Here is a 20486-nt window from a genome sequence, read left to right as displayed (position 1 = left end):
ACGGGTACCCGGCCGGCGTCGCGGCGGTCGCGGACGGTGTCCGCCGCGGGTCTCAGCCGGTCCGCTCCTGCCAGCTCTGGAGCACCGCTGCGAACTGCCGCCGGGTGACCGGCCAGTCGCCCGTGGGCCCGGACATGTTGAGGGCGTACTCGGCCCCGCCCCGGGACAGGTAGGTGTGGACGACGCCGCTGCGCGGCCCGGGGAAGGGGGTGTCCTTCGCCAGCGCGGTCCAGGTGTACTCCCACCGGGCGCTGTCGCGGTCCCGGTAGGTGGTGCGCTCCAGGGTGACGCGCCGGTAGTCGACCAGCCGCTGGAGCTGCGCCTCGAGGTCGAGCTGGTGCGCGTAGGGGTCGTTGTAGTCGGGGGCGGTGTCGACGGAGATGCGGATGAAGTGCTCGCCGCCGTCGGGGGTGTAGTCGACCTGCCGGAGTTCGCCCTCGTCGTCGAAGGCCTCGCGCTTCCAGTCCTCGGGCAGGTAGAGGCTGAAACCCAACGGGTCGTCGCGCCGCACCCAGTCGGCCGGCACGGACCCGCCGGGGTCCCTCCCGGTGGCGGAGCCGGAGGGCGAGGAGGACGTCGAGGGGGTGGGCCCGGGCCCGTCCTGCGAGCCGCCCCCGTCGCGCTGTTGCAGGACGACGGCGGTGCCCGCGCCGATGAGCGCGGCGACGGCGAGGATCCCCACGACCATGCGCAGCCGGCCGCGCCGGGGGCCGCGGGACCCGGTCGTGCCGGACGGTCCGGGCGGCGGGTACCCCGCCGCCGTGGGGCCCGTGGGGACGCTCCCCGCGGGCGGGGCGCCCGGCGCGTGTCCCGGCACCCGGTGTCCGCTCGCCGTGGGGCCGACGGCCGGGTAGCCGAACGTCGTCGGGCCGGTCACCGGCGGGTACGGCGTCGCGCCGGCCGGTTCCGGTGCCGGCGGAGTCCCCGGCGCACCCGGCGTCCTCTGGTGGAGCGTGTCGCCCTGCCGTGCCGGGCCCGTGTACTGGGTCGGCACGTACGCCTGGGCCGCGTCCGGCCGGCGTCCCTCCGCCGCCTGGGCCAGCATGTGCTCGGCCTCGGTCATGTCGGGCCGCGCGTCCGGGTTCTTGCGGAGCAGCGCGCTGATGACGGGCGCGAGCGGACCGGCGTACCGCGGCTCGGAGGCCTCCTCCTCGACGACCGCCTGCATGGTGGTGAGCGGCGAGGTCCGGCGGAACGGCGACCTGCCCTCCACCGCCGTGTACAGCGTCGCGCCGAGCGCCCACAGGTCGGAGGCCGGGCCGGGGTCGTGGCCCCGGACGCGCTCGGGCGCGAGGTAGTCGACCGAACCGACGACCTCGCCGGTCCGGGTGATCGTGCTGTCGCCCTCGATCTGGGCGATGCCGAAGTCGGTGAGCAGCACCCGTCCGTCGTCGGCGAGCAGCACGTTGCCGGGCTTGACGTCGCGGTGCAGCACGCCGGCGGTGTGGGCGGCGCGCAGTGCCCGGAGCACCCACAGGCCGACGCGGGCCGCCTCGCGCGGGTCGACCCGCTCCTCCTCCTTGACGGCGTCGGCCAGGGAGCGGCCCTCGACCAGCTCCATCACGATCCACGGCCGACCGTCGTGTTCGAGTACGTCGTGCACGGTGACGACGGCCGAGTGGTTGATCCGCGCCGCCGCGCGCGCCTCGCCCCGGGTACGCGCCAGGAGGATCGCCTGGTCGCTCTCCGAGACGTACAGCGCGGCGGTCAACTCCTTGATGGCGACGGCCCGGTGCAGCACCTCGTCGTGGGCGCGCCACACCCGGCCCATGCCGCCGCTGCCGATGGTGTCGCCGAGCCGGTAACGGCCCGCCACGAGCCGGCCCTGCATCTGATTCACGTTGCCCCGCAATGGTCTTGTCAGGGTCAGACTAGGGACCGGGCCCTGTTCGGGGAACGGGTGGGGTGGTACGGAAACCGCTCTGTGACGGTTGTCGCTTTCCGTCCCGGAGGGCAACCATCGGGCCGAACCGCGGTCAGCCGGTGTACTGGTAGGTCGCCGACGCCTGTTCGAACAGCCGGCTCACCTCGTCCCGCTCCGCCACCGGTCCGCGGACCTGCACGACGTGGTACCTGCCGTCGATGAGGATCGCGACGTTGCGCACGTACAGCTCGCCGTTCGCGCCGGTCCAGGTGAACTGCCCCTCCGCCATGGTCCGTCCGCCCACCTCGATGGTCTTCAGCCCACTGGAGGTCGCCCAGCTGGAGGCCCGGTAGGAGGCCAACTCGGGCTCGCTGTCGCGCTGGTACGTCATCGGGTCGTCGCCGAACTCGCTGGTGCGGTCCCGGCCCGGCACGACGATCAGCTCCAGGCCGCCCTTGCCGTAGACGACCTGGCCGCTCCCGTTGCGCGGGGTGCGGGTCCAGCCCTCGGCGACGGCGACGCGGAATCCCTCCGGGTCCTTGCGCAGGGCGAACCCGTCGGCGACGTCGGGGTCGGTGGTCTGCGTCTCTGCGGAACCGGCGCCCGTCTCGGCGGCGCTGGGCCGGTCCTCCGGGGACGTCCGCTCCGGCCGGGGCTCGCCGCCGGCGTCGGGGGACCGCTCGGGCGGTGCCTGGCTCGCCTCGCCCGCGGCTCCCGTCCGGTCGGCGCCGCCGGTGGCACCCGGGTCGTCCTTCGGCATCAGGAACATGGCGTAGGCGATCGCTCCGGCCAGGGCGAGCAGTATCAGCAGGAGCAGGGTCCGGCCGAGGCTGCGCGGGGAACGGTCCGTCTCCCGCCGGTCCCGCTTGTGCCGCCCGTGGTGTGCGGGCAGCCCGGCCCGCCGCCTGCGCACCAGCTCGCCCCGGCGGCGCACGATGGGCAGCCTGCTGGTCTCGGCGGGCGGGGCCGGGACGACGTGCAGGCCGGCCTCCGGCTCGGGGGCCGAGCGCACCAGCGAGCGCAGCCAGCCGCTCAGTTCCTCGAAGTCGATGCGCTCGATGGGGTCCTGACGCAGCAGCGACTCCACGACCGGCCGCAGTGGTCCGCACTCCTCGGCGAAGGCCGGAGGCTCCGCGCACACGATCTGCACCAGCTCGGCGGTCGAGTCCTCCGGGTAGGGCGCGTGCCCCTGTACGGCGCGGAAGAGCAGGGCGCCCAGCGCCCACAGATCGGTGGCGGGGCCGATGGGCGCGGCCAGCTGCCAGTTCTCGTGCACCGGCCCGGCCTGTTCCGGCGCCCAGCGCTCGGTCACCGGTCCGACCACGGCCATCCGGGTCTGCCGGGCCCGTTCGGCGGCGAGTGCGGTGGCCGGGCCGCGTGCGGCGGACGTCCGGGCGACCAGGTCGTCCCACTGGCCGGGAGGCGCGGCGCCGGTCTCCTGCGGTGGACCGGCGGGCAGGGCACGACCGGCCGCCGGAGCGGGGGTCTGGCCGGGCGGGACCTGGCCGGAGGGCGCCGGACCGGCGGGGTGGTCGTCCGCGGTGCGGGGCGTGGCGCCGTGCCACGAGGTCGTGCGGACGCCGTAGGGGTCGGCGATCTGCCCGGGCTGGACGGCGCCGGGCGGGCCGCCGTGGCGGTCCGCCGCGGACCGGTCGGACCGGCCGGGCCGGTCGGCGGCGGGGGACGCGCCGGGGCCGGTGGTCAGGGGCGGCCTCTCCGGACTCGGCGGGTACGGGTGCCGCCCCGCGCCGGGTGCGGGGCCCGCCGTGTGCGGGGGCCGGCCGGGGTCGTCGGGGGCGGGGCGGGCGCCGGGCAGGGCGGCACGGCCGTTCTGCGCCTCCTGGACGCGGGCCGCGGCCCGGGCCCCCGCGCGGTACGCGGCGATGGCCCCGGCGCGCGCGGCGCGGACGTCACCGCCGGCGTCGAGCGCGGCGGGGGTGAGCCCGGCGGCTCCGCCGGGCACCGCTCCGGGACCCGGCAGCCCGCCGGCTCCCCTTGCCTCGATGGCGGCACGCCGGGCGGCCTCGGGGTCGTCGCCACCGGGACCGGGCATCCCGGACCGCACGCCCGCGGGACCGGTGTGCCGGGGGCCGGCGCCGACGGGGCCGGGCAGGCCGGGCCCCGCTCCACCCGCGCCGGGCCAGCCCGCCCCGGCACCGCCGCCACCGCCGGGCCCGAGGGCGCCGGGCGTCGGGCCGCCGCCCCGGCCGAAGGTCCCGCCGGGGGCGACCGGCGAGCCCCCGTCGTCCTCGCCCTCGGGGGCCGGCACCGGGTCGTACCCGCACAGCGCCTCCTCCGCCGCCCCGACCGCCAGGCCGGTCAGCATCACGCGTCCGTCGTCGCAGACGAGCACGGTGCGCGCGGTGATGTTGCGGTGCACCCAGCCGTAGGAGTGCAGCACCCGCAGCGCGAGGAGGATGTCGGAGGCCACCTCGGCCGCCCGGTAGGGCGTCAGCGGCTCCTCGGCGAGGAGGGCGGCCAGCGGTCGCGCGGCCACCAGTTCGCTGACGATCCAGAGCGAACCGCCCTCCGCGAACACGTCGAAGACCTGGTCCAGGCGCGGGTGGTCCGGGACGGCGGCGGCGGCCTGCGCCGCCTCGACGGCACGGCGTACCACCGGGTCGGCGGGGCGCCGGGTGCCGCCCTGCGCGGAGTGCGCGCGCCGGCCGGGGCGCCGGACGCCGTCACGGGCCGTGAAGCCGTCGGGCAGACCGTCGGCGTCGAGCACCTCCGCCTCGACGACCTCGGGCAACGGCACCTGGCGGACCAGGACTTCCTGGCCGCTGTAGGTGTCGAAGGCCCGGGTCTCGGTGAGTTCGTACTCGTCGGAGGGCGGCAGGGGCAGCCGGTAGCGGTCGGCGAGCACCCGACCCGCATAGTCGTCCACGTCGCCACCCCCGGCAGCCCGTCGGTCAATTCCGTTCGCCCGGCGGGCCGTTCCGGCTGCGTACGGTCCGCGAGCATTCACGATACGTGCCGGAGGCAACCCACAAAGAGGGGATGCCAGATATCGGACCGCTCAAACCCGGGCCGCGTCGGTTCAGGATTTGGGCTCGAAGGACTTCGTGAGGGTGCGCCAGGTGTCGCGGCGCAGGTCACTGTCCCAGTCGGCGGCCTTCGCGGTGTACATGAGCGCGTACCCCTGGCGGTCGCTGACGACGAAGCCCCGGTCCACGGTGCGGTACGCGGTACCGCCGTCCGAGTAGGTGAACTCCCAGTCGGCCGTGTTCCAGCCGCGGTAGTCCACCTTCTCTATGCGGATCTTCTTGTACTGGGAGCGGACCATGTACCGCTCCTGGTTCCTCCAGTCGGCGACCGGGTCGTCCTTGGGCGTGGACGTCCAGGCGACGAGCAGCTTCTGGCCCCGCGGGCCGGTGAACCGGTCCCCCGCTGCGTCCGTGGAGCGGTGCTTCCAGCCCGCGGGCAGCCCGAGGGAGTAGCCCTGGCCGCCCCGGTGGGTGGAGGCCGCGCCCCCCTCGTCGGACTTCCCGGCACCGCCCGACCCGGCACCGGTGTCGCCGGACGCGCTCGGGCCGGTTCCCGGTGCGCCGCCGTCCGACGCCCCGTCCGAGGGGCTGTCCGACGCCCCGTCCGACGCGGAGCCGTCGGTGCGGGTCCCGCTCCCGTCGTCCTGCTTCGTGTCGTCGCTCGCGCCGGCGGAGGCGACCGGCTTGTCGCCGCCGCCGCCCGCGGTCCCCTTGTCGTCGCCGCCGAGGGTGAGGGCCAGCACGGTGCCGAGTACGGCGAGCGCCACGATCACCGCGATGATCACCAGCGTCCGGCGCGGCACCACGTCGGTGAGCGGCGCCCTGGGCGCGGACCGGGCGGGCAGGTCCGGCGGGGGTACGACGGGCCAGCCGGAGCTGCGGTTGCCCGCGGCGGCGTTCGACGCGCCGGAGGCCGGGGCGGCTCCCGGGTCCGTCGCCGCCCGCGCACCGCGCGGGGCCTGCGCGGCCGTCCCGGCGGCACCCGCGGCGGAGGCCGCGCCGGCGGCCCCTCGCGCGTCCCGGTCGGCCTCGCCCTGCTTGCCACGGGACGCGGCCGTCGCGCCGGCTCCACCGGCTCCGACCGCGGCCTTGCGCACGGAACGCAGGGCGCCGCGCAACCGCTCCCCGGCCTCCTCGGCCCGCTTGCCCCCGGCACCCGCCGAGCCGCCCCGGCGGGTCCGCTCGTCCGGCTGCGCGGGCAGCGGTACGACCTTGGTGGCGTCGGCCGGCTCGGTGTCGGCCGTGCTGTCCGGCGCGTGGATGACCTTGTTGAGCATCGCGCGGGCACCCGCGTCGTCGAGCCGCTGCTCGGGGTCCTTGGTCAGCAGGCCGTAGATGACGTCCCGCAGGGGCCCGGCGTTCCTGGGCTCCTCCAGGTTCTCGGTCATCACCGCGGTGAGCGTGGCGATCGCGGAGCCCTTGTCGTAGGGCGGGGTGCCCTCCACGGCCGCGTACAGCAGTCCGCCGAGCGACCACAGGTCGGCCGCGGGCCCCGGCTTGTGGCCGCGGGCGCGCTCGGGGGAGATGTAGGAGGGGGCGCCGACGAGCATGCCGGTGGAGGTGATGGACGGGTCGCCCTCCACCTGGGCGATGCCGAAGTCGGTGAGGACGACCCGGCCGTCCTCGGAGATCAGTACGTTCGACGGCTTCACGTCGCGGTGCAGGATGCCCTCGCGGTGGGCGGAGCGCAGGACGTCGAGGACCGCGAGGCCGACCTCCGCCGCGCGCTTCGGCTCCAGCAGGCCGTCCTCACGGATGGCCTCGGCGAGCGACTTGCCCTCGACGAGTTCCATCACGATCCACGGCCGGTCGTCCTCCTCGACCACGTCGTAGACCGTCACGGCGCTGTTGTTGCGGATCCGCGCGATGGCCTTGGCCTCGCGCAGCGTGCGCGTGATCAGGCGCCGCTTCTCCTCCTCGTCGATACTCCCGGGAAACCGCAGCTCCTTGACGGCGACCGTGCGTCCGAGGGTCTCGTCCTCCGCCCGCCACACCGTCCCCATGCCGCCGCGGCCGAGCACGTCTCCCAGCCGGTACCGCCCGGCGAGGAGACGTGCGCTCTTGTCCGTACGGGATGTCCCCGCCCGCTCCGCCTCCGACATGCGTCCCCTCATGCAACCCGCCCTGACAGAGCCTTCATTGTCTCTCACCCGACAAGTGCTCGACGCCCAGGGTGCCTCACGGCCCGCCCGGGCGCCGGGGCGGGCGCCGTGACCGACTGACCGCACGTCACCCGGGCCCCACCGGCCCCTCCCGCCGGCCCCCTCCGCGCGCTAGCGGGGCACGATGTCCGGCGCCCCGAGCCGGGCCGCGTCGGCGGTGAGGTCGTCCGGCTGGCGCTGGGACTCCCGCTCGGCCTCGACCCGCTTCTCGTAGTGCTGGACCTCCCGTTCGACCTGCTCCTCGTCCCAGCCCAGGACCGGTGCCATCAGCTCGGCGGCCTCGCGGGCGCTGCGCGTGCCCCGGTCGAAGGTCTCGATGGAGATGCGGGTGCGCCGGGTGAGCACGTCGTCGAGGTGGCGCGCGCCCTCGTGCGAGGCGGCGTAGACGACCTCGGCGCGCAGGTAGTCGTCGGCGGCGTGCAGCGGTGCGCCGAGGGAGGGGTCGGCGGCGACGAGCTCCAGCACCTCCTCGGCCATCGCCCCGTACCGGTTCAGCAGGTGCTCCACCCGTACGACGTGCAGGCCGGTACGCGCGGCGACCCGCGCCCGCGCGTTCCACAGCGCCCGGTAGCCCTCGGCGCCGAGCAGCGGCGTGATCTCGGTGACGCTGTCGGCGACGCGCAGGTCGAGCCCGTGCACCGCGGCGTCCACGGCGTCCTTGGCCATCACGCGGTACGTCGTGTACTTGCCGCCCGCCACGACGACCAGGCCGGGCACCGGGTGCGCGACGGTGTGCTCGCGCGAGAGCTTGCTGGTGGCGTCCGACTCCCCCGCCAGCAGCGGGCGCAGCCCGGCGAAGACGCCCTCGACGTCGTCGCGGGTGAGCGGCACCGACAGCACCGAGTTGATGTGCTCCAGCAGGTAGTCGATGTCCGCGCTGGAGGCGGCGGGGTGGGCCTTGTCCAGGTCCCAGTCGGTGTCCGTGGTGCCGATGATCCAGTGCCGGCCCCAGGGGATGACGAACAGCACGGACTTCTCGGTGCGCAGGATCAGCCCGGTGGTGGAGTGGATGCGGTCCTTCGGCACCACCAGGTGGATGCCCTTGGAGGCCCGGACGTGGAACCGGCCGCGCTCGCCCACCATGGACTGGGTGTCGTCGGTCCACACACCGGTCGCGTTCACGACCTGTTTGGCGCGGATCTCGTACTCCCCGCCCGCCTCGACGTCCTGCACGCGCGCGCCGACCACGCGCTCGCCCTCGCGCAGGAAGGAGGTGACCCGCGCGCGGTTGGCGACCTGGGCGCCGTACGCCGCCGCGGTGCGCACCAGCGTCGTCACGAACCGGGCGTCGTCCATCTGGGCGTCGTAGTACTGGAGCGCGCCGACCAGCGCGTCCTTCTTCAGGGCGGGCGCCACCCGCAGCGCGTGACGACGGCTCAGGTGCCGGTGCGTCGGCAGGCCCCGGCCGTGGCCGCGGGCCATCGCCATGGCGTCGTAGAGCGCGACGCCCGAGCCGGCGTAGAGCCGCTCCCAGCCCTTGTGCTGGAGCGGGTACAGGAACGGCACCGGCTTCACCAGGTGCGGCGCGAGCCGCTCGAGCAGCAGGCCGCGCTCCTTCAGCGCCTCACGGACGAGCGTGAAGTCGAGCATCTCCAGATAGCGCAGGCCGCCGTGGATCAGCTTGCTGGACCTGCTGGAGGTGCCCGAGGCCCAGTCCCGCGCCTCCACCAGGCCCGTGGACAGGCCACGCGTCACCGCGTCGAGCGCCGTGCCCGCGCCGACCACGCCCGCCCCCACCACCAGCACGTCCAGCTCGCGCTCGGCCATGGCCGCGAGCGACTCGGCGCGCTGCGCCGGCCCCAGTGTCGCTGTCCTCACTGCTGCCTCCCGCTGTCGGTCGCGTCGGCCGCACCCGTCGGGGCGAAGCCCGGTTCCTGGTACCCACCATGCCCAGATTCTGACCGGACTGCCCGACATCGGCCGCCGCACGCCCCCCAGCCTGTGGACAACTCCCCTCCCACCGTCCCGCCGCACCCCCCGGCGGCTCACCGCCGCCCCCCGACACTCAGCGAAACTCGCCGGACCAATCCCGTAAATCGGTCATATTTACTCCTAGTCTGACGTTGTGCTCGCCCATCCTGTCCACCGGGTTTGCGCACCTGTCCCGCTTCGGTTACTGGGAAGGACGGCCCACGCCATGCCCGCAGATCTCGCCGTCATCGGACTCGGCCCGTACGGCCTGCCCCTGGCCCAGGCCGCCGTCGCCGCCGGCATCCCGACCCTCGGCTACCGCACCGGCCCCGAGGCCGACCCGCTCACCCCCGCCGAGGTGCGCCGGATGCTCGCCACGGGCTTCCGCACCCCCGCGGGCCCCGCCGAGCTGGGCCGCGTGCGCACCGCCGTCATCTGCGCCCCGACCCCACCGGGCGCGGACGGCGGTCTGGACCTCACCCAGGTGGAGGCCGCGGCCCGCACCCTGGCCGCGCACATGCGCCCGCACACCACGGTGATCCTGGAGTCGCCGGTGCGCCCGGGCACGACGGAGGAGTTCCTGCGCCCCCTCCTGGAGCAGTGCTCCGGACTGCGCGCCGGCCGCGACTTCCACCTCGCCTACTCCCCCAGCCGCGCCGACCCCGGCAACCGCGACTTCACCCCGGCCAACACCCCGAAGGTCATCGGCGGCCTCACCCCGGCCTGCACCGAGTCGGCCGCCGCCTTCTACAGCCGCCTCACCGACAAGGTGGTCCGCGCACGCGGTCCCCGGGAGGCGGAGACGGTCCAGCTGCTGGAGACCAACTTCCGGCACGTCAACATCGCCCTCGTCAACGAGATGGCCGTCCTCTGCGACGACCTCGGCGTCGACCTGTGGGACGTGCTGCGCTGCGCGGAGACCAAGCCGTTCGGCTTCCAGGCCTTCCGCCCCGGCCCCGGCGTCGGCGGCCACTCCGTCCCCCAGGACCTGACCGGGCAGGCCCCCCACAGCCTGCGCATGGTGGAGCTGGCCCAGCAGGTCAACGCCCAGATGCCCCGCTACGTCGTCCAGCGCGCCGCCGCCCTCCTCAACGAGCACGGCAAGTCCGCGCGCGGCGCCCGCGTCCTGCTCCTCGGCGTCACCTACAAGGCCGACCTGGCCGACCAGCAGGCGACCCCGGCCGAGGAGATCGCGTCCCGTCTGATGTCGATGGGCGCCGCGGTCAGCTACCACGACCCCCACATCCCGGCCTGGAAGGTCGCCGACCGCCCGGTCCCGCGCGCCGACTCGCTCTACGAGGCCGCCGCCGCCGCCGACCTGACGATCCTCCTCCAGCAGCACCGCACGTACGACCTCCAGGGTCTGTCGGTCAAGGCCCAGCTGCTGCTGGACACGCGGGGGGCCACGCCCACGGGGGCGGCGCACCGGCTCTGACCCGAAGAGACGCCGAAGGGCCCGCAGCGATCGCTGCGGGCCCTTCGGTACGGCGTGCGGGTGACTACCGCCGGTGCTGCGAGTCCCCGACCGTGACCTCCACGCGCTGGAACTCCTTCAGCTCGCTGTAGCCGGTCGTCGACATCGCCCGGCGCAGCGCGCCGAAGAAGTTCATCGAGCCGTCGGGGTTGCGGGCCGGGCCGGTGAGGATCTCCTCGATGGTGCCGACCGTGCCGAGGTTCACCTTCTTGCCACGGGGCAGCTCCTCGTTCACGGCCTCCATGCCCCAGTGGTTGCCCTTGCCCGGCGCGTCGGTCGCGCGGGCCAGCGGCGAGCCCATCATCACGGAGTCGGCACCGCAGGCGATCGCCTTGGGCAGGTCGCCGGACCAGCCGACGCCACCGTCGGCGATGACGTGCACGTACCGGCCGCCGGACTCGTCCATGTAGTCGCGGCGGGCGGCGGCCACGTCGGCGACCGCGGTCGCCATGGGGACCTGGATGCCGAGCACGTTGCGCGTGGTGTGCGCCGCGCCGCCGCCGAAGCCGACGAGGACGCCCGCCGCGCCGGTGCGCATCAGGTGCAGGGCGGCGGTGTAGGTGGCGCAGCCGCCGACGATCACCGGGACGTCCAGCTCGTAGATGAACTGCTTCAGGTTCAGCGGCTCGTGCGAGCCGGAGACGTGCTCCGCGGAGACCGTGGTGCCGCGGATGACGAAGATGTCGACGCCCGCGTCCACGACGGCCTTGGAGAACTGGGCGGTGCGCTGCGGGGAGAGCGCGGCGGCGGTGACCACGCCCGAGTCGCGCACCTCCTTGATGCGCTGACCGATCAGCTCCTCCTTGATCGGAGCCGCGTAGACCTCCTGGAGGCGGCGGGTCGCGTTGTCCGTGTCCAGCTCGGCGATCTCGTCGAGCAGCGGCTGCGGGTCCTCGTACCGCGTCCACAGCCCTTCCAGGTTGAGCACGCCGAGGCCGCCCAGCTCGCCGATGCGGATGGCGGTGGCCGGGGAGACGACCGAGTCCATGGGAGCGGCCAGGAACGGCAGCTCGAAGCGGTAGGCGTCGATCTGCCAGGCGATCGAGACCTCCTTCGGGTCCCGCGTACGGCGGCTGGGGACGACGGCGATGTCGTCGAAGGCGTACGCCCGGCGGCCGCGCTTGCCGCGCCCGATCTCGATCTCAGTCACGTCTGTGGCCTTTCCCTGATGCGTTGCAGCGCCTTCCAGTATCCCCGACGGGCATGCCGGGGCACTGCTGAGGGCGGCCCCGGGTGGTCCGGGGCCGCCCTCGGGAGGCTGCTGTCTACTTGCTGCGGCTGTAGTTCGGTGCCTCGACGGTCATCTGGATGTCGTGCGGGTGGCTCTCCTTGAGACCGGCGGAGGTGATCCGCACGAACCGCCCGTTGTCCTGGAGGTCGGGCACGGTCCGGCCGCCGACGTAGAACATCGACTGGCGCAGGCCGCCGACCAGCTGGTGGACGACCGAGGAGAGCGGGCCGCGGTAGGGCACCTGGCCCTCGATGCCCTCGGGCACCAGCTGCTCGTCGGAGGCGACGCCCTCCTGGAAGTAGCGGTCCTTGGAGAACGACTTGCGGTCGCCGCGGGTCTGCATGGCGCCGAGCGAGCCCATGCCGCGGTACGACTTGAACTGCTTGCCGTTGATGAACAGCAGCTCGCCCGGGGACTCCTCGCAGCCCGCGAGCAGCGAGCCCAGCATCACCGTGTCGGCGCCCGCGACCAGGGCCTTGGCGATGTCGCCGGAGTACTGGAGGCCGCCGTCGCCGATGACCGGGATACCGGCCTCCTTGGCGGCGAGCGAGGCCTCGTAGATGGCCGTGACCTGCGGGACGCCGATGCCGGCGACGACGCGGGTGGTGCAGATCGAGCCGGGGCCGACACCGACCTTGATGCCGTCCACGCCGGCGTCGATGAGGGCCTGGGCGCCGTCGCGGGTGGCGATGTTGCCGCCGATGACGTCGACGCCGGAGGAGTTCGACTTGATCTTGGCGACCATGTCACCGACCAGGCGGGAGTGGCCGTGCGCGGTGTCGACGACGATGAAGTCGACGCCCGCCTCGATCAGCGCCTGGGCCCGCTCGAAGGCGTCACCGGCGACACCGACGGCCGCGCCGACCAGCAGCCGTCCCTTGCCGTCCTTGGCGGCGTGCGGGTACTTCTCGGCCTTGACGAAGTCCTTGACCGTGATCAGGCCCTTGAGCACGCCGTGGTCGTCGACCAGCGGCAGCTTCTCGATCTTGTGGCGGCGCAGCAGCTCCATGGCGTCCACGCCGGAGATGCCGACCTTGCCGGTGACCAGCGGCATCGGCGTCATGACCTCGCGCACCTGACGGGAGCGGTCGGTCTCGAAGGCCATGTCGCGGTTGGTGACGATGCCGAGGAGCTTGCCGGAGCCGTCGGTGACCGGGACGCCGCTGATGCGGAACTTGGCGCACAGCGCGTCGGCCTCGGCGAGCAGGGCGTCCGGGTGGATGGTGATGGGGTTGGCCACCATGCCCGACTCGGAGCGCTTGACCAGGTCGACCTGGTTGGCCTGGTCCTCGATGGACAGGTTGCGGTGCAGGACGCCGACGCCGCCCTGGCGGGCCATCGCGATCGCCATGCGCGACTCGGTGACCTTGTCCATGGCGGCGGACAGCAGCGGGATGTTCACCCGCACGTTCCTGGAGACGTACGAGGCGGTGTCGATCTCGTCGGGCGCCATGTCCGACGCGCCCGGCAGCAGCAGCACGTCGTCGTAGGTCAGCCCGAGTGTCGCGAATTTGGCGGGCACTCCGTCGACGTTGGCAGTCATGACACCTTCCTCAAAATGGCCTTGATCGGTGCGGATGTCCATGCTAACGGGAAGCGGAGGTGGCTCATTCCACGATCCGGGGCGGCCGCGGCATTCGTAGCTTCGTACGGACGCCGGTGGTCGCGCGTTCAGACCCGGCGCTACTGCTCCGCCAGGGCCCGCAGGCGGCTCAGGGCCCGGTGCTGGGCGACGCGCACGGCACCGGGTGACATTCCCAACATCTGCCCGGTCTCCTCGGCCGTGAGCCCCACCGCGATCCGCAGCAGAAGCAGCTCGCGCTGGTTCTCGGGCAGGTTGGCCAGCAGTTTCTTGGCCCAGGCCGCGTCGCTGTTGAGCAGCGCGCGCTCCTCGGGGCCCAGCGAGTCGTCCGGCCGCTCGGGCATCTCGTCGGACGGGACGGCCGTCGAGCCGGGGTGGCGCATCGCCGCGCGCTGGAGGTCGGCGACCTTGTGGGCGGCGATGGCGAAGACGAACGCCTCGAAGGGGCGTCCGGTGTCCTTGTAGCGCGGCAGGGCGAGCAGCACCGCGACGCAGACCTCCTGGGCGAGGTCCTCGACGAAGTGCCGGGCGTCGCCCGGCAGCCGGGAGAGACGGGTGCGGCAGTAGCGCAGCGCCAAGGGGTGGACATGGGCGAGCAGGTCGTGCGTGGCCTGCTCGTCCCCGTCGACGGCGCGGTGGACGAGCCCACCGACCGTCCCTTGATCGGGGGCCGCCTCGTCGTCACGCATCGGTCCATGGTGCCTTGCGGCCGTCCGATCCGTGGCTCCGCGCCCGTTGTTGTGCACCGAAGCGTTATGAGCAGGTGCGCCGGAACTCATCCCCTGCGCCCTCCCCTTCCGCTCGACCGACTCGTCCCCGAGGAACTCCACACCTCAAGGATGCGTCATCGGCGGCGAAACAAGCATGGGGCGTCCGGCGGGTCGCCTTGTCAGCCCCGCTCACCTCGCGATAAGCGGGGATCGCGGCATCCCCGACGGGCCCTTTCCGCCTCCACCGCACGGGGTGCCCCTAGCGGACCAGGCCCCACCGGAAGCCGAGCGCCACCGCGTGTGCCCGGTCCGAGGCGCCGAGCTTCTTGAAGAGCCGCCGGGCGTGGGTCTTGACGGTGTCCTCGGAGAGGAACAGCTCGCGGCCGATCTCCGCGTTGGAGCGGCCGTGGCTCATGCCCTCCAGCACCTGGATCTCCCGCGCGGTGAGCGTGGGCGCGGCGCCCATCTCGGCCGAGCGCAGCCGGCGCGGGGCGAGCCGCCAGGTCGGGTCGGCGAGGGCCTGCGTCACGGTGGCCCGCAGCTCGGCGCGCGAGGCGTCCTTGTGCAGGTAACCGCGGGCGCCGGCGGCGACCGCGAGGGCCACGCCGTCCAGGTCCTCGGCGACGGTGAGCATGATGATGCGCGCCCCGGGGTCGGCGGACAGCAGCCGCCGGACGGTCTCGACGCCGCCCAGGCCGGGCATGCGTACGTCCATCAGGATCAGGTCCGAGCGGTCGGCGCCCCAGCGGCGGAGGACTTCCTCGCCGTTGGCCGCCGTCGTCACGCGCTCCACGCCGGGCACGGTCGCGACGGCGCGGCGGAGCGCCTCTCGGGCAAGCGGGGAGTCGTCGCAGACGAGGACGGAAGTCATGGCCGTCCTCCGCAGCTGATGCGCGTCACGTTGAGCCTCCAGGCTGGTACGAAATCGTCACCTGTGCGGTCGACCGTCCCGGACGCCCGCCCGAGCACTTGTTCCTTCAACCGCCTCCGCACTCTCAACGACGGTCACTCGAAAGAGTTACGGGGCTGTGTGTCGTCTTCGGCACTCTACGTGAGGGGGCGGCCACGCAGCAGACATGCCCGTTGGACCCGCCCCGTTTCATCACAACCGATGCCCCATTTAGCCGCTTTTCTTCCGCTTCGCTGGTGTCTGCGGCTAGATTCGCAATGAGTCATATTTTCATCTCCTTAGATCGTAGTTGTACGGTCGTGGACGCTGTATCCCGGCTTCTACCCATATCGGCTACAAGGGGTCACGCAATGGCAGATTTCTCCCGCCTTCCCGGACCGAACGCGGATCTGTGGGACTGGCAGCTCCTGGCCGCGTGCCGCGGGGTGGACAGCTCGCTCTTCTTCCATCCGGAAGGCGAACGCGGTGCGGCGCGGAGTGCTCGCGAGAACTCGGCCAAGGAGGTCTGCATGAGGTGCCCGGTCCGCGCCGAGTGCGCGGCACACGCGCTCGCGGTGCGCGAGCCGTACGGCGTGTGGGGCGGCCTGACCGAGGACGAGCGCGAGGAGCTCATGGGGCGCGCCCGCAACCGCCTGGTGGCGGCGTCGGCGTCGGCCGGCGGGGAGGCGGCCGCACCTCACTGAAGGAACGTTTCTCTCTCCCCCTCGGCAACGCGGCCCGACGACTCGGCGCGCGGTGTCGGGGCCGCCGGTCAGCGCGCCGCCGGCTGACGCGCCCCCGCCCGGGCCAGCTCGTCCAGCGTCGCCGTCACCGCCGGCACCTGGGCCAGGTCGGGAAGGGTGAGCGCGACGATCTCCCGCCGCACCGCCGGCTCCAGCGCCACGGTGCGCGCGCCCCGGGGCCGTACGGACTCGACGGCGAGCTGGGGCAGGACGGCCACGCCCAGGCCCGCCCCCACCAGGCCGACGACCGCCGGGTAGTCGTCGGTCGCGAAGTCGATACGGGGCGTGAAGCCGGCCCCCTCGCAGACCTCGACCAGCTGCCCCCGGCAGCGCGGGCAGCCCGCGATCCAGGACTCCCGGGCGAGCTCCCCGATGGCCACGGCCCCGGTCGCCTCGGTGCGCGCCAGCCGGTGGTCCTCGGGCACCAGCGCGACCAGGCGGTCGGTCAGCAGCGGCCGTACGACGAGGTCGTCCCACTCCTCCGCGCCCGCGGCGCCCTCGTAGCGGAAGGCGAGCGCCACGTCGCAGTCGCCCTCGCGCAGCAGCTCGACGGATCTCGGCGGCTCGGCCTCCTCCAGGGAGACCCGGGTGCCGGGGTGCGCGGCGCGCAGCGCGGCCAGGGCGGTCGGCACGAGGGTGGAGCTGCCGCTGGGGAAGGAGACCAGGCGGACCCGGCCGGCCCGGAGCCCGGCGATGGCGGCGACCTCCTCCTCGGCGGCGGTCAGCCCGGCGATGATCCCGGCGGCGTGCCGCACGAGCGCCTCGCCGGCCTGGGTCAGCCGCATCTCCCGCCCGGTGCGCACGAGCAGGGGGGTGCCGACGGAGGCCTCCAGGGCCTTCATCTGCTGGCTGACGGCGGGCTGGGTGCAGCCCAGCTCGCGTCCCGCGGCGGAGAAGGAACCGGTGGATGCCACGGCGCGCAGCACGCGGAGATGACGAGCCTCGATCACACCGCCGAGGATAAGCGACGCTTTGGCCGGACGCCGAATAGTGCGTCGACGCTTTGATGAGCGGTGTTCTACCGTTCCGCCATGAAGCTTCTCTCTGTCAACCTGGGCCGCCCGAAGGCCGTGCCCTACACGGACCACCCCGACGGTGTCACCGGTATCGACAAGCAGCCCACCGACGGGATCGTGCGGGTGTCGGCGCCCGGGCCGAAGGGAGTCGGGGCGAGCGGGGTGGCCGGGGACACGGTGTGCGACACGCGCCACCACGGCGGCGACGAGCAGGCGGTCTACGCGGTGGCGCGGGAGGACATGGACGACTGGGAGCGCGAGCTGGGCAGGACGCTGCCGAACGGCGCCTTCGGCGAGAACCTCACCACCACGGGCGTGGACGTCTCCGGCGCGCGGATCGGCGAGCGCTGGCGGATCGGCCCCGACCTGGTGCTGGAGGTCACCTGCGGCCGTATCCCGTGCCGTACCTTCCAGGGCCATCTGGGGGAGGAGCGGTGGGTGCGGCGCTTCACGGAGAAGGGGGCGCCGGGCGCCTACCTGCGGGTGATCGCGCCCGGTGAGATACGGGTCGGCGACCCGGTCGCGCTCGTGCACCGGCCCGACCACGAGGTGACGGTGGCCTTGCAGTTCCGGGCGGTGACGACCCGGCGGGAGCTGCTGCCGCGGCTGCTCGCGGCGGGCGAGGCGCTCCACCCGGAGTCGCTGGCGGCCGCCCGGAAGTACGTGGCGGCGCACGGGGCCTGACCGGCCCTCACCGGGGCCGTGCGCACCGCTCCGCCGCGAGCGGCGGTCCCGCGGTGGTCCCGGTGAGCGAAGGGGACCCCGCGCGGCCTCGACCCATAATCTTGCGCCATGACAACGGCATTGATTACGGGTTCGACGGCGGGCATCGGCGCCGCGTTCGCGCGGCGGCTGGCGGCCGACGGGCACGACCTGGTGCTGGTCGCCCGTGACACCAAGCGGCTGCGCGAACAGGCGACCGAACTGCACGACCGGCACGGCATCGAGGCGGAGGTGCTCACGGCCGACCTGGCCACGGACACCGGCATCGACGCGGTGACCGCCCGGCTCGGCGAGCGCAGGAAGCCCGTGGACCTGCTGATCAACAACGCCGGCTTCGGCAACAAGGGCCGCTTCCTCGAGGTCTCCATGGCCGACGAGCTGACCATGCTCAAGGTGCACTGCGAGGCGGTGCTGCGGCTGACCTCGGCGGCGACGGAGGCGATGCGCGAGCGCGGCCGCGGCGGCGTCGTCAACGTCGCCTCGGTCGCCGCCTTCGTACCGCGCGGCACCTACGGCGCGTCCAAGGCGTGGGTCGTGCAGTTCACCCAGGGCGTGGCGAAGGACCTGGCCGGCAGCGGCGTACGCCTGATGGCTTTGTGCCCCGGCTTCGTGCGCACGGAGTTCCACGAGCGGGCCGGCATGGGCACGGACAACATCCCGAACTGGATGTGGCTGGACGCGGACAAGGTCGTGACGGCGGCCCTCGCCGACCTGTCCCGCGGCAAGTCCCTGTCGATCCCCGACCCCCGCTACAAGACCCTGATGGGCGCGGCGAAGCTGGTACCGCGGGGCATGCTGGGCGGCCTGTCGTCGCGGACGGGGCGGAAGTACGGGCCGCAGTAGGCGGGGATGAGCCACGCCCCCTCGTCATCGTCGGTCGGGCAGCCGGCTCCGGACCGGCTGTCGGCGCCCCACCTCCCCCGTCGTGGAACGATTGACGGTCGTGGGGGGGCACACGGCCGCCGTACGCACGGACGATCCCGTCATGTCAGCCCGGCTCCGGCGGGGCCCTACTGTTCGGAGATCCTCCGGCGGACCGACTCGAGCCAGGTCCGCAGGGTCGTCCCTCGCGGCGGCAGGAGGTCGAGGCCCAAGGCCGTGCCCGCGGTGATGAGTTCCTGGTCCGACGAGACCATGGTCAGAAGCTCACCGATTTCCTGGGCTGCCTGCGCGCGGTCCTCCGGTGGCGTCTCGCTGACGTACTCGCCGAGGGCCTCTTCGCGGGAGGCGTAGATGTCGGAGAAGTCCCGGTGGAAGTAGGCGCCGAGCAACTGGCCCAGGGAGGGGAAACGCTCATTCCATTCCCAGGAGCTCTGCGGATTGACCTGCGGGATGCGTGACGGGTCCCGCAGGAAGCGGTGAAGGTGGTCCCTCACCACGCGCAGACAGTCCTCGACGCTCGTGCCCATCGGCGGGCGGATGTGCGGTAGGCACTCCACCTCGTCCGCGATCTCCTCGGAGAACAGGCCGATGGAGAGCAGGTCGTCGATCTGCCGGATCGCCGTCGTGGCACGCGCGGGGTCCCGTGCGGCGGTCCGGAGGTAGGCGGAGAGAGCCGGCCCGGGAGCATCTGCCGTGTCGGAGAACGTGAAGTCCACGTTGGCGTACGACCCCAGCAGATCGCTGAGTTCGTGAAAACGCTGTCCTGGCGGAAACGGGTGACTCATCAACTGCTCCACATCTGGGTGCTAGGGCTGCGGGAACGAGGTGAGGACGCGATAGCCGGACGGAGCCGACGGATCGGCCCTGACACCGCCGGAGCCGTTCGTGGAGCCCAAGCCCGTGGAGAGCCCAGCTCCGGTGCACGCGCGGGAGCGTCACCCGAACGTGTGGTCCATTCCGGTCCCGGCCCGGCCGCGGCTGCGGGGAACGTAGCGTCGGGTGGCTGCGCCCACGCAGGGGGCGGGGCAGGCAGGCACAGGAAAGGGGCATCGGGTGAGCGCGGGCACGGGTGACCGGGGCGGACTGTTCGGCGACGGCGCCGACAGCGGGCGTGAGGGCAGGGGCAGGGCGGGCCGGGGGGCGGTGGCCGGCGGGGGGACGGTGATGTTCTCCGACGCCCCCGGCGCCGGTGGGTCGCCGTCGGCGGATCCCGCCTCCGGGTGCCCCGGTGCGGTCGGTGCGGGGGCTGCCTCCGTGCCACGCGCCCGGCCCGCCCCGCGTCCCCGGCCCGGCGGTGTCCCTGCCGGGCACCCGGGTGCGGGACGGTCGGGGAGGATCGCGCAGCGGATCGTGCCGGACGACCTCCGGCCCGAGGCGCTGCGCCTGGAGCTGACCGAACTCGGGGACGCCTTCCGCGCGTACCAGCGGCGCCCCGAACCGGACCTCGCCGTCCTCGCCGAACTCCACGACCGCAAGGCCCGCGCGTTCGCGTCGTGGGCCGACGTCACCGACGACGCGTCCCTGCGGGAGGAGGCGCAGCGGGCGGAGACAGCGGCGCGGACCACGCGCGAGATGAACGCCAACCGCCTCGGCATCGAGGTGGACGGGGGCGGGCCGGTCGTCGAGCGGTTGCTGACCCGGGGTCAGGGCGCCCACGCCCGTGGCGTGCTGGAGCACGTGCGGGTCCACGCCCCGCTCCCCGGGGCCGAGGCGCGGCTCGCGGTGCTCATGCTCTCCCTGCGGGCCGCGCGCGCCGGCACCGGGAACGTCACCGGGCAGGATCTCGGCGGCTGGTTGCAGGGCGACGCCGAGCGGGTGCTCCAGGAACTCGTCGACGTCGGTTGGCTGCGTCTGCCTGAGGGGGTCGACGTCGCCGACGCGCTGGACTCCCGGCCCGAGGAGCCCACCAAAATCACCGTCCCCTCGCTGCTGCCCGCCGAGCCGCGCCCGCTCCCCTTCGGCAAGGTCACCCGGGCGCGGCTGTCGGGGTGGGCGCAGAAAGTGGTGGGCGACCGGAAGCTCCGGAAGAAGAAGGCGGGTGCCGCCACCCGGCTCCTCGCCGTGTACACCGTCGCCCACAGCCGTCCCGACGGGCGTCTCGGTGAGCGGGTCGAAGGCGCCGAGGGCGACGGTGTCGGCCTGGACGCGGTCGCCTCGTTCTGCGGCCTGCGGCCCGAGGACATCGCCGAGCACGCCGAGCTGCTGGTCGCCGCCGGCTGGCTCACCGAGGCCGACACCGCCGGGGGCAGGTTGCGGGGGCGGCTCGCCGAACGGGTGCTGCCCCTGAGCGGGCTGGTGTGACGCCTCGCCGG

The 20486-nt window shown here is 73.8% G+C and carries 15 protein-coding genes; 5 read left to right on the top strand and 10 right to left on the bottom strand.

Annotation, left to right across the window (positions count from 1 at the left end):
* Positions 1 to 52 precede the first annotated feature (52 nt).
* From ACGF5T_RS01160 to ACGF5T_RS01145, 4 genes are all read right to left on the bottom strand, one after another.
* The gene (locus ACGF5T_RS01160) at positions 53 to 1831 is read right to left on the bottom strand and encodes a serine/threonine-protein kinase (protein WP_366767195.1); all 1779 of its coding nucleotides are present in this window, start codon (positions 1829 to 1831) and stop codon (positions 53 to 55) included.
* A 145-nt stretch (positions 1832 to 1976) separates the two neighbouring features.
* Positions 1977 to 4751 carry a protein kinase gene (locus ACGF5T_RS01155; protein ID WP_366767194.1) on the bottom strand — a complete coding sequence of 925 codons (2775 nt, stop codon included), beginning with the start codon at positions 4749 to 4751 and terminating at the stop codon, positions 1977 to 1979.
* 153 nt (positions 4752 to 4904) lie between these two features.
* A complete protein-coding gene (locus ACGF5T_RS01150) occupies positions 4905 to 6953 on the bottom strand; it encodes a serine/threonine-protein kinase (RefSeq protein ID WP_366767235.1) in 2049 nt (682 codons plus the stop codon).
* Between the two features lie 171 nt (positions 6954 to 7124).
* Complete coding sequence (locus ACGF5T_RS01145) at positions 7125 to 8831, bottom strand: glycerol-3-phosphate dehydrogenase/oxidase (RefSeq protein WP_356601829.1); 1707 nt, start codon at positions 8829 to 8831, stop codon at positions 7125 to 7127.
* Positions 8832 to 9150: 319 nt separating this feature from the next.
* On the opposite strand from ACGF5T_RS01145, the gene ACGF5T_RS01140 reads away from it, so the two are divergent.
* A complete protein-coding gene (locus ACGF5T_RS01140) occupies positions 9151 to 10359 on the top strand; it encodes a nucleotide sugar dehydrogenase (protein ID WP_356601827.1) in 1209 nt (402 codons plus the stop codon).
* A 64-nt stretch (positions 10360 to 10423) separates the two neighbouring features.
* Here ACGF5T_RS01140 and ACGF5T_RS01135 read toward each other — a convergent pair whose 3' ends face one another.
* From ACGF5T_RS01135 to ACGF5T_RS01120, 4 genes are all read right to left on the bottom strand, one after another.
* Complete coding sequence (locus ACGF5T_RS01135; protein ID WP_361012708.1) at positions 10424 to 11548, bottom strand: GuaB3 family IMP dehydrogenase-related protein; 1125 nt, start codon at positions 11546 to 11548, stop codon at positions 10424 to 10426.
* A 115-nt stretch (positions 11549 to 11663) separates the two neighbouring features.
* Positions 11664 to 13172 carry an IMP dehydrogenase gene (guaB, locus tag ACGF5T_RS01130; protein WP_356601824.1) on the bottom strand — a complete coding sequence of 503 codons (1509 nt, stop codon included), beginning with the start codon at positions 13170 to 13172 and terminating at the stop codon, positions 11664 to 11666.
* A gap of 140 nt (positions 13173 to 13312) precedes the next feature.
* On the bottom strand, positions 13313 to 13900 hold the full coding sequence (locus ACGF5T_RS01125; RefSeq protein ID WP_019329587.1) for a sigma-70 family RNA polymerase sigma factor: 588 nt from the start codon (positions 13898 to 13900) through the stop codon (positions 13313 to 13315).
* A 280-nt stretch (positions 13901 to 14180) separates the two neighbouring features.
* Positions 14181 to 14792, bottom strand: a complete 612-nt coding sequence (locus tag ACGF5T_RS01120; protein ID WP_003948568.1) for a response regulator transcription factor — start codon at positions 14790 to 14792, stop codon at positions 14181 to 14183.
* A 389-nt stretch (positions 14793 to 15181) separates the two neighbouring features.
* On the opposite strand from ACGF5T_RS01120, the gene ACGF5T_RS01115 reads away from it, so the two are divergent.
* A complete protein-coding gene (locus ACGF5T_RS01115) occupies positions 15182 to 15514 on the top strand; it encodes a WhiB family transcriptional regulator (RefSeq protein WP_356364186.1) in 333 nt (110 codons plus the stop codon).
* 68 nt (positions 15515 to 15582) lie between these two features.
* Here the strand turns inward: ACGF5T_RS01115 and ACGF5T_RS01110 are convergent, their stop codons facing one another.
* The gene (locus ACGF5T_RS01110) at positions 15583 to 16503 is read right to left on the bottom strand and encodes a LysR family transcriptional regulator (protein ID WP_356601821.1); all 921 of its coding nucleotides are present in this window, start codon (positions 16501 to 16503) and stop codon (positions 15583 to 15585) included.
* Between the two features lie 81 nt (positions 16504 to 16584).
* Here ACGF5T_RS01110 and ACGF5T_RS01105 point away from each other — a divergent pair, with 81 nt between their 5' ends.
* Together ACGF5T_RS01105 and ACGF5T_RS01100 are read left to right on the top strand one after the other, a co-directional pair.
* On the top strand, positions 16585 to 17253 hold the full coding sequence (locus tag ACGF5T_RS01105; protein ID WP_356601819.1) for an MOSC domain-containing protein: 669 nt from the start codon (positions 16585 to 16587) through the stop codon (positions 17251 to 17253).
* Positions 17254 to 17361: 108 nt separating this feature from the next.
* Positions 17362 to 18135 (top strand): SDR family oxidoreductase, encoded by a 774-nt coding sequence (locus ACGF5T_RS01100; RefSeq protein WP_366767193.1) that lies wholly within the window; start codon positions 17362 to 17364, stop codon positions 18133 to 18135.
* Positions 18136 to 18302: 167 nt separating this feature from the next.
* Here the strand turns inward: ACGF5T_RS01100 and ACGF5T_RS01095 are convergent, their stop codons facing one another.
* A complete protein-coding gene (locus ACGF5T_RS01095; protein ID WP_366767192.1) occupies positions 18303 to 18959 on the bottom strand; it encodes a contact-dependent growth inhibition system immunity protein in 657 nt (218 codons plus the stop codon).
* 565 nt (positions 18960 to 19524) lie between these two features.
* On the opposite strand from ACGF5T_RS01095, the gene ACGF5T_RS01090 reads away from it, so the two are divergent.
* On the top strand, positions 19525 to 20475 hold the full coding sequence (locus ACGF5T_RS01090; RefSeq protein WP_366767191.1) for a hypothetical protein: 951 nt from the start codon (positions 19525 to 19527) through the stop codon (positions 20473 to 20475).
* Positions 20476 to 20486 lie beyond the last annotated feature (11 nt).

This window comes from Streptomyces sp. NPDC047853 (assembly GCF_043204535.1).
Classification (GTDB): domain Bacteria; phylum Actinomycetota; class Actinomycetes; order Streptomycetales; family Streptomycetaceae; genus Streptomyces.
This window is presented reverse-complemented; position numbering and strand designations above follow the sequence as displayed.